Below are 8,716 nucleotides of genomic sequence, written 5' to 3'. Positions count from 1 at the left end.
CACCCCCCCCGCGGGCCCCCGCCGCTGCCCCGTCTCACCGGGCGTCTATGTTGTCCCCCGCCCCCCCCCCCCCCCGGGGGGCGGCGGCCGTTGACCCCGGCCCCCCCCCCCCCCACCACTTCCTGTCAGCTTCCGGAGAGAAAGCGGGGCAAACCCGTGTCCTTTATCCCCACCCAGTTCCCGGTCACCATGACCGACGGCACTCACGACTACCAGGTGTTCGACGCCTCGGCGTTCGGTGACGCCAAGTTCGGTCTCGGCCACCGCGTCAAGGAAGACGTCAAGCAGGCCGTCGCGACCAAGCCCGCCAAGTAACTACGTTCCACCACAACGAAACCGGAGATCCCCTGATGGCAGCACCCCGCAAAACGTCGACGTCTACAAAGGTGGCCGGCGGTGACGAAGGCCGCTTCTACGAGATCCAGCGCGAGCTGGCAGCCAAGCGACGCGGCCCCTACCACCTGACCGCCGACATCGCGATCCAGCCACTGACCCGCCGTCAGGCACGTCAGCTGGCCGAGACCGACGACGAAGAAGACCAGCTGCGGATTCTGCTGGGCGATGTCTACGAGGCGGTCGACGACCTGTTCGCCGACCGCCCCATCGACGAATGGGTCGCCTTCCAGAACGATCTGTACGCCCACTTCTACGGCGAAGGTGCCATGGAGCTGCCGGGGGGATCCGAGGGCTCGTAGAGTTCTGGGACAAGTTCGGTGCCGCGCTCGAATACGACCTACTCGAGCGCGGCATCGACATCCGAGACTGCTTCGGGCCCATCGAGTTCCGCACCCGCGACTGGCGCACCATCTGGCGGTTCAAGGACCGCCTGCCGCGCGGGTCGCACTACAAGACGGCCTTGGCGTTGGACCGTGAGCTCGCCGAGTACTGGCTCGACATGGAGGAATCCGATCCCGATCCAGATGCCGAAGAGCCGCCGACCCCAGAGGGCTACACCCTCGACACGTATCTGCTGCTGTCGATCATCGACGGGCTACAAGGCGTCCAAGCTGCTGTGATCGCGGCAGCCGGCGCGGATCCACCCCAGGTGAAGCCGATGCCCCGTCCGCAGACCGCGATGGACGCAGTCCGCGAGGAACGCCGCCTGTCGACAATGAACAGCATCGTCGACATCTTCAAACCCGCAATCAGTTGAGACCTGCTGTGCAGTGCTCACCGACGCTCGCTCGGGTTCGGGAAACTGATCTGACCAACGCCACTCACGTCGTAGGAAGTAGTATCCGAACATGCATACCGACATTGACGGAGCCGTCCACATCGCGCGCCTCGCAGTGGGTTTCGACTGGTCTTGGACGATCGAAAGTGTCGGACGATTCTGTCACGAAGCCGGTTGGACACTCGCGTCAAGTGTGGATACCGGGCGTGGTCCTCAATTCGCGAAGATTCGGACAAGTCTCAGTATCACGCATCCCGTTGGACATGCGGTCTATGACCCCGCGTTCTTTGATCGTATGGGGATTAGAGGCGAAGAAGCCAAGGAATTACTCGTGTACTTGGCTGACACGGTGGACGAGTCCAAGCCGGAAGGCCGGATACATCTGACTAACAGTTTTGCCGAGCTCGCCGGCCGACTTTCGATAGAATTCGGGTCACCACACCATCGTGTCAACGACATGAATCTGAAGGTCGTCTGGAGCCTTCCTGGGATTGTGATCTTTCTGTCGACTGATCGGCAGGACGGTTCGGTCCAGCTGAGCCTCGTTAACCCGGTATATCAAGATCATCTGAATCGGATCGCTAAAGATCACGTCGACCTTGAGGATGACGATGACTTTGAGGATGACGACGACTTTGATGATGATGGCGACTTTGATGATGATGATCGCGACGACGACAACATTGAAGTTTCAAGTCAACAAGACGGGTTCCCTCGCACGTGGCGCGAGTTCACTTCCGCATTGGCGTTGACTCTGTCGCGATTGCCGGTAAACGGTGAGCTTGCACTCGCAACCAGTGAAGGTAGTGGTGTGCGGTTCGAGATGGGGTGGCACGAGCTATTATGTCTGATCCCGAGCGCCGATAGGTGCCTCGGCTTGGATAAAATGGCTCAGGAAGATCGAGCAAAATGGGTCGGGCTCGGCTGGACAGACGCTCCCGCGATGCACAATGCTGATTGGGAACGGTCGATGGTGTGGCCTGGCCGCTACCATGAGTATGAAGCAATTGCCGAAGCCGCTGTCATGATCCTGTGTGATGTCTTGAGTGTTAATGGACCCGCGGACGTCCAACTGATTATCTGGAACGATCAATCTGCGCTTATTCCGGATATTGTTGCGTTTAAAAGCGCCGATAGTCGCTTGCGGTGAATTATCATAAGTAGCACTTTAGTCATTGATATTTCGGCGACATGCGATACCGCGAGTCGCGTAGATATTGACCCAGAACTAAATGGTTGAAGCGTAGATCGTGTGTGGGCCTTGGAAATAGCCACGAACACGGTCCGGTAGCTTCTGAACTCGCCGGAAGAATGCCCGCACCGCCAGCTCCAACTGGTCCACGTTTCCGATGGGCTTGTCCGCCAGGGTGCGCTTGAGGTCGGCATTGACCAGCTCGTCGGGGTTGAGGTGCGGTGCGTAGGGCGGCAGGTAGTGCAACTCGATAGCGTCGGCGTGAGCGGCCATCCATGTTCTGGTCGCTTTGCAGCGATGCACCGGATGCCCGTCCAGGACGAGGTGGATCTTGGTGTCGTATCCGGCGATCAACCGCTTGCAGAAGGCGAGGAACTCCGCGGTGTCGAACCGCCCAGCGAACACAGTAAACCGCATGTCACCACGGGTAGAGATCGCCGACATCGCGTTGAGGGAGAACCGTTTTCCCGTCCGTGCCACCGTCGGAGTCTGCCCCACTCGACCCCAGGTCGCGCCCGAGAGATGATCCGAGCGCACACCGACCTGGTCACCGAACAGAATCACCGCGCCCTCTTCTTTCGCGCGCTTGACCAGCGCCGGGTAGGTCACCTGCACCCATTGCGCCATCGCGGCGGGGTCAGCCTCGATCGCGCGCCGGTCGGGTCGCTGAAACGACAAGCCCATGCGCCGCAACAGCTTTCCCATACCTTCCTCGGTGTAATGCACCCCGAACAACGCGCGTGCCAGCTCGCTGACCTTGCGACGCGTCCACAACTTGCCCTTCAACCCCAACTGTTCGGGTTCGAACTCGATCACCGCTTCTACCAGCGCGGACTCCTGATCTGGAGTCAACTTCCGTGCGGTACCAGCCTTGCGGCCCGATCGTCGTGACTCCAACCCTTCCACCCCGCCAAAAGCGTAGCGGGCCTTCCAGTTCCGGACCGAGTTCTCCGAGACCCCGAACACTCGCACCGCTTCAGCGCCGGTCATGCCGTCGCGCAGCGCCGCGACGACCCGCATTCGCAACGCTTCCTGCTGTCCTGGAGCCAACCTGCGCATGTCCACCCTCAGATCATCGCCCACGCAGCAGATCTACACGAAAACCCTTACACACCGCAAACATTCAGTTCTGGGTCAATAGTCCCAACTCCGCTAGCTGACTGAGCTACGTGCACATCTAGGTTATTCTGCGGCGGCTCACGTCATGATGGTGAAGTTGCAGCCTTGAGTTGCCATCGAAAAACCTTGCCTCGCCCGACTCGTCGTTGTGTAGGCCCACGTTAGAAACGTGTTGGCTCCATCGATTGCCGCGAGAATTCTGTGGCCACCAGCAGCGTTCAGTCACTTGCTGCGTCGCAGGGCTGCGGCGTTGGTGCATGCAAAGAGTCCTATTCTGGCTGCATCTATATCCACCTGCCATGGTCAATTCCCTCCTACGACGCGTGATCCTTAATGAGGTCAAAGCCTCATGCCCAAACGCTGAGGTACCGATCTGACCGACTAGGTGGGGATTGAGGCTCAGCCATACCCTTGGTGAATTGCGAAAATGCACAAGAATAATACACCTATTTCCGACGGTGCGAAAGTTGAACAAGGAGAACCCAAAAGCTTCGAGTTATCGGAGGATGATAAGAATAGGGTTAATGACCTAATTCAGAAGTCGCAAGCGGATTTCTCTTCGACGAGACCGGATGTCGACTTGGAAGTCGAAGCGAATTCATTACGGGCAGATGGATTGTCGTGGAGTGAGCTCACCAAGAAGATCGGCCAGAAGAGTAACTATCGGAAGCATCTTTCGGATGTCCTCGCTCGCCATGGCTATGTCTTCCAGAGCATCAAGGTGCCCGGTAGCGCTATTCCGCAAGATGTGCAAGAGGTCGACGCGATGCTCTCGCCGCGCCCCACCGACTCTCCGGCGGTAGAGCGGATAAAGTCCTATGGTCGTGGATTCGTCGAAAATAGGCGGAATAAGTCTTCTCGTCAAACCGGTGGCAATACTGTCGGCGAAATGGTTTCAATTGCGTATCTCAGGCACCTAATACGTGAGCACGGCGGCGAGGTTCTGCTTCCGCTTGATGGTGACGAACAATTGCGTAGAGGGGCGCACACCGTCGATGTCGTGGCTATTGTCGGCGACAAGATTGTTGTAATTGAAGCAAAGGCCAACACTAGTGGCCTAAGCAAAGCGAATGTACGAGACGACCATGGCCGGCAGTGGCGAGTTCTGCAAGGAACGCGTCTGTATATCCGGTACAAACTTCGTCAAGATAAACTCTTCCTAAAGCGACTAAAAGACTATGACGCGAGAAACAACACTACCTTCTATGAGACCCTGGCGGGCCATGGAAAGGTCAAGCTCGATTATCTTAAGGTGCATGCTCCGTATGTAGACGAGATGAGCCCCGATGGTAAACCGACTGGTCGACAGGTCATTGGCACGCCAACGTGGTCGAGATTTACTATCGGTAGTGAGATGGTCGATCTTGTGCGTTCGCCGAAATTCAGGAAACTGGTTCGCAATCCGAAAGCTCAGAAGGTTGGCGTAGCGGGTGGCCTACTTGCGGTAAGTTTGGTGACGTCACAGGGGGTCGCGGGCGCTGCAGCCGATCCGCCGTCGATAGTCGAGAACTTCGACGCTATCGGGCAAGGGCTGCCGATGTCGACGGAAAATTCGACACGGCCCGGCCAAGTTGTCGAAGGTGCAGGAGGTGACGCTCAGTCTGATGGTGGAACACTAGCGGTACTAAAGGCGAAGGCTGTCGAGTTTGGCAGGATGTTGTCGTCGTTCAAGGATCATGTTCAGAATGGTTTGAACAGGTTGGCGACGATGGCTGGAGATGCGGCGGCGAAGATGTCGGCGTTTGTTTCTGACGTCGTTGATTCTGCTAAGGCTCAGGAGTTGATCGAGAAGGTTTCGAATGACTGGGCTTTTGCGCAGGAGTTGCTGAATATTGCGATGTTGTTTTCGCCGGTGGGGACGGTAGCGGCGGCTATTTCGGCGGCGGTGCCGATTATTCAGTTGATTGTGGAGCATTGGGATGAGATTCGGGCTGCGTTTGATTGGGTGTTGAAGAACGTTTTGACGCCGGTGGCTGAGTTCTTCATGACGGCGTTCAAGGTTTATGTGACGCCGTATCGTTTGGTTTTTGATGCGGTGATGGCCGGGTTCAATGGGATGGGTGGGGTTGTCGGTGGTGCGGTTGGTGCGGTGCGGTCGACGGTCGCGGGGATTGTGAAGGCGATCGGTGAGATTTTCCAGCGGCTCGAGATAAATATCGGATTCCCGGTCAACAAGTCGTTCGGGTTGAAGAGTGTCGGTGATGCGATGGTGGCTTGGGCTTCTGAGCGGTTGGCTGACGGTGGTTTGGTGGGTGGGCAAGGCCGGCCCGCGCCGCGTAGGGGGTCCGGCATCGAGGTGATGGCTGTGATCGATCGGTCGGTGTTGCGTGCCGCCCAGGCTGAGGAGCGCAAGATCGGGTATGTGTATCGGCCGCCGTTCCTGCACGACGGTGCGTTGCCTCGTACGGATAACGGGCCTGGTCCGCGCACATTTGATGTGCGGGTTGCTGATGTCGACGCGGCGTTCGCGCAGATCCGGATGTTGCAGGCCGTGCAGGATGCGCGGTTCAGCCCGGTTGGCGTGTAGCCAGGTGACCGCTACTCGGTTGACTCGGTCTTGACAAGTAGACGGCGGAAATTCTCAAGAGATCGGAAAGGTTGGAAACGATGAGTGATTCGAAACCGCAGGGTGATCCGGGTCCGTTGGCTGGCTTTCACATCGAGATCCATCCGGTCTCTTTGGACGGGCTCAACGACACAACGGACCAGAATCCGAAAAACGATGCGGCACAAGATAAGAAGAAGCCCAGCAGGAGCCCTTCGCCTCGGCCTTCTACATCCAAACCCGCACCGCGACAGGCGAATCCGCCCAAGGCCGACGATCATCCCAGGGGCACACGCCCCACGGCTGGGGCACCGAGGAAGCCGATTCGGCCGAGTAAGGCCGACAAGCCGAAGCGTGGCGCTGCGCCGAAGCCGCCGGCGCGCGGTGGTCGTGCGGGCGCGAAGCCGCCCGGTGTCGACTGGAAGCAGGCGGCCACAGGGCAGAAGCTGGCAGCGGCTGGTCCGAAAAAGACTGCGGCACCCCCGAATAGGGGCAAGCCGGTAGACCTGGCGAAACGTCCCCCTGCGAAATCCCCGGCGGCTGGCAAACCTGGAGGACCGAAGGGGAGCAAACCCAAGGGTGGCAAGGTCGACACCAAAGGGCTCATGGATGAGGCGAATGCCTTCAAGAACCTGGGCGGTGCGTTCAAGGAAAACGTCGCGGCCATCAAGGATCACGCGGGTGCCGGCAAGAAGATGGTCGGCAAGATCGGCGGTGTCGCCAAGAACCTCAAGAAGCTGACCAAGGCGATTCGCACCGCGTCAACCGTGCAGAAGATCATCGGTGGCGCGTCCAAGTTGTGGACGGTGGCGCAGACCGCGTTGAACCTGGTGTGGAACGCGTCGCCGCTGGGCTGGTTCACCCTCGCCCTGGGTGCCGCGATTCTCGCGATCACGCTCATCATCGAGCACTGGGACGAGATCAAGGCGGCGTTCAGTGTCGTCAAGGAGAAGGTGCTCGATCCGGTCGGCAAGTTCTTCCAGGAGCAGTTCGGCGAGGTCCTGAAGCCTTTCACCCACATCAGTACGGCTGTCTCCGGCGCATTCAACGCGCTGTGTTCGACCGTGGGTGGGGTGTTCCAGAAGATGGTTCATTACGTCGCGGTGGTCGTCGATAGGGTCGCCAGTCTCCTCGGCGAGTTTCGGTGGTTCCCAGGCGTGGGCGGCGTTGCGGATGCCATGACGCAGTGGGCGCAGGCGCATATGGCCGACGGTGGTCTTGTCGGCGCGAGCCGCGCCAAGGCACCGGCCGGCTCGACCGACGAGATCGTCGTTGACGCCGGGGGCCCGAAGCGAGCGGTGATGGCTGCGGTCGGCAGTGATCACCTGCGGGTGGCCGGTGCCGACACGGGCCGGTCGGCGCTGACCAAGAGTCCGCATATCGCCCCACCGCGTGGCGTGCGGCGGACCGGCGCGACAGTTCGCGCGATCGACCGTTCGACCACCATCGCGCTCGACCGCGGGACCGACACCAGTTTCGCGCGGTCGCGCGCCGTGCACGCGCAACGCGCGCTCACCTACGCGGGTGGGTCGCGCTAGCCCAACCTTTCGGACACCTCAGGGAGTGGTTACAACGATGAGCAGTAAAGGCGACGCGCAGTTCGACGCCGCATTGCGCGCGGCGCTGTCCGCGAGCGATCCACTCGACGCCGGCGACAAAGGTAAGGGCGGCGCGGGCAAGTCCGATGTGAAGAGTTCGGGGGAGTCGTCGAAAGCCGACGTTGCTGACTCCGATCACTCGAGGGGCGGCCAGCCCAACGTCGAAAGACGAGAAACACCAATACAATACGAGAAGCAGAACCGACCGGCTCCGGTCAAACCACCTAGGGGCGCGCGACCAACGGCCACACCGCCAAGACAGTCGGTGAAGCCACGCAAGCCCTCGAAGCCGCAGGGTCGGCCCCGGGGCGGGCTCGGCGCGAAGGTGCGCGGCGGCGCTGGTCTGGCCGGCGGTCTGGCGATGGGCGCGATGACGTCAGGAGTTGACTGGCGCCAGGCCGTCGCTGATCCCAAGGCCGCGCTGAGCGGGCTCGGTGGAGCCGCCCTTGCGCAGGGCAAGGACTATCTCGCCGCAATGGCTGATCCGGCGAGCCTGTCGAATGCCGTCTCGCAGGTCAAAGACACGGCGAGTGCGGCGAAGGATAAAGCGTCGCAGGGTAAGTCGAATGCGGGCGGTACCAAACCGATCACCGATGAGACCAAGGCGCTCAAGGATCGAACCTCGGTGCTGCGCGGCGACGTCAAGAACCTTGGCGCGCACGCGACGACCAGCCAGAAGATGACCGAGAACGTCGACAAATCGTCGAAGGGTTTCGACGATCTGGCGAAGGCGCACAAGGAATCAGCGGGTGCTCAGAAGAGCGTCGAGGCCGCGTCGAACAAGTGGGACAAGTCCCAGACCAAGCTCAACAAGGCTGTCGGCAAATCGGTGATCGGCAAGATCGTCGCGGCGATCGAGATCGCGATCGTCGTGATCGGGCTGCTCGTCGAGCACTGGGATTCGGTGAAGAAGGCCTTCGACACGGTGAAGAAGAACGTGCTCGAGCCAGTCGGCGACTACTTCAAGAAGGTGTTCGCTGCGTGCCTCGCGCCATTCACCTCGGTAATCACCGAGGTGAAAGACGCGCTCGGCAGGCTGGGTAGCGGGATCGGGGGCCTGTTCGGTGGGGTGGTCAACCAGGTAGCTG

The 8,716-nt window shown here is 60.1% G+C and carries 8 protein-coding genes; 7 read left to right on the top strand and 1 reads right to left on the bottom strand.

The genetic code is table 11. The annotated features are described in order from the left end of the window. Window positions 1-156 precede the first annotated feature (156 nt). The 4 genes from ACFWU5_RS24660 (at window position 157) to ACFWU5_RS24645 (ending at window position 2,324) form a co-directional block, all read left to right on the top strand. Window positions 157-315 (top strand): hypothetical protein, encoded by a 159-nt coding sequence (locus ACFWU5_RS24660; protein WP_379247291.1) that lies wholly within the window; start codon window positions 157-159, stop codon window positions 313-315. A gap of 35 nt (window positions 316-350) precedes the next feature. Then, complete coding sequence (locus ACFWU5_RS24655; RefSeq protein ID WP_379232429.1) at window positions 351-695, top strand: hypothetical protein; 345 nt, start codon at window positions 351-353, stop codon at window positions 693-695. 161 nt (window positions 696-856) lie between these two features. Continuing rightward, window positions 857-1,153 carry a hypothetical protein gene (locus tag ACFWU5_RS24650; RefSeq protein WP_379247293.1) on the top strand — a complete coding sequence of 99 codons (297 nt, stop codon included), beginning with the start codon at window positions 857-859 and terminating at the stop codon, window positions 1,151-1,153. 91 nt (window positions 1,154-1,244) lie between these two features. After that, window positions 1,245-2,324, top strand: coding sequence for a DUF6301 family protein (locus ACFWU5_RS24645; protein WP_379247295.1), 1,080 nt, complete (start codon window positions 1,245-1,247; stop codon window positions 2,322-2,324). A 78-nt stretch (window positions 2,325-2,402) separates the two neighbouring features. Here ACFWU5_RS24645 and ACFWU5_RS24640 read toward each other — a convergent pair whose 3' ends face one another. Further along, the gene (locus tag ACFWU5_RS24640; RefSeq protein ID WP_379269150.1) at window positions 2,403-3,425 is read right to left on the bottom strand and encodes an IS630 family transposase; all 1,023 of its coding nucleotides are present in this window, start codon (window positions 3,423-3,425) and stop codon (window positions 2,403-2,405) included. A gap of 487 nt (window positions 3,426-3,912) precedes the next feature. Between ACFWU5_RS24640 and ACFWU5_RS24635 the strand changes: the two genes are divergently transcribed. The 3 genes from ACFWU5_RS24635 to ACFWU5_RS24625 form a co-directional block, all read left to right on the top strand. Continuing rightward, complete coding sequence (locus tag ACFWU5_RS24635; RefSeq protein ID WP_379247297.1) at window positions 3,913-6,012, top strand: hypothetical protein; 2,100 nt, start codon at window positions 3,913-3,915, stop codon at window positions 6,010-6,012. Window positions 6,013-6,635: 623 nt separating this feature from the next. Further along, window positions 6,636-7,568: a hypothetical protein gene (locus tag ACFWU5_RS24630; RefSeq protein WP_379247299.1), complete on the top strand. Its 933-nt coding sequence runs from the start codon at window positions 6,636-6,638 to the stop codon at window positions 7,566-7,568. After that, window positions 7,555-8,716: hypothetical protein (locus ACFWU5_RS24625; protein ID WP_379269134.1), on the top strand; the 1,162-nt coding region annotated here is incomplete at its 3' end. The genes ACFWU5_RS24630 and ACFWU5_RS24625, both read left to right, overlap by 14 nt.

Source organism: Nocardia sp. NPDC058640 (genome assembly GCF_042716995.1).
In the GTDB taxonomy this organism is placed as follows: domain Bacteria; phylum Actinomycetota; class Actinomycetes; order Mycobacteriales; family Mycobacteriaceae; genus Nocardia.
This window is presented reverse-complemented; position numbering and strand designations above follow the sequence as displayed.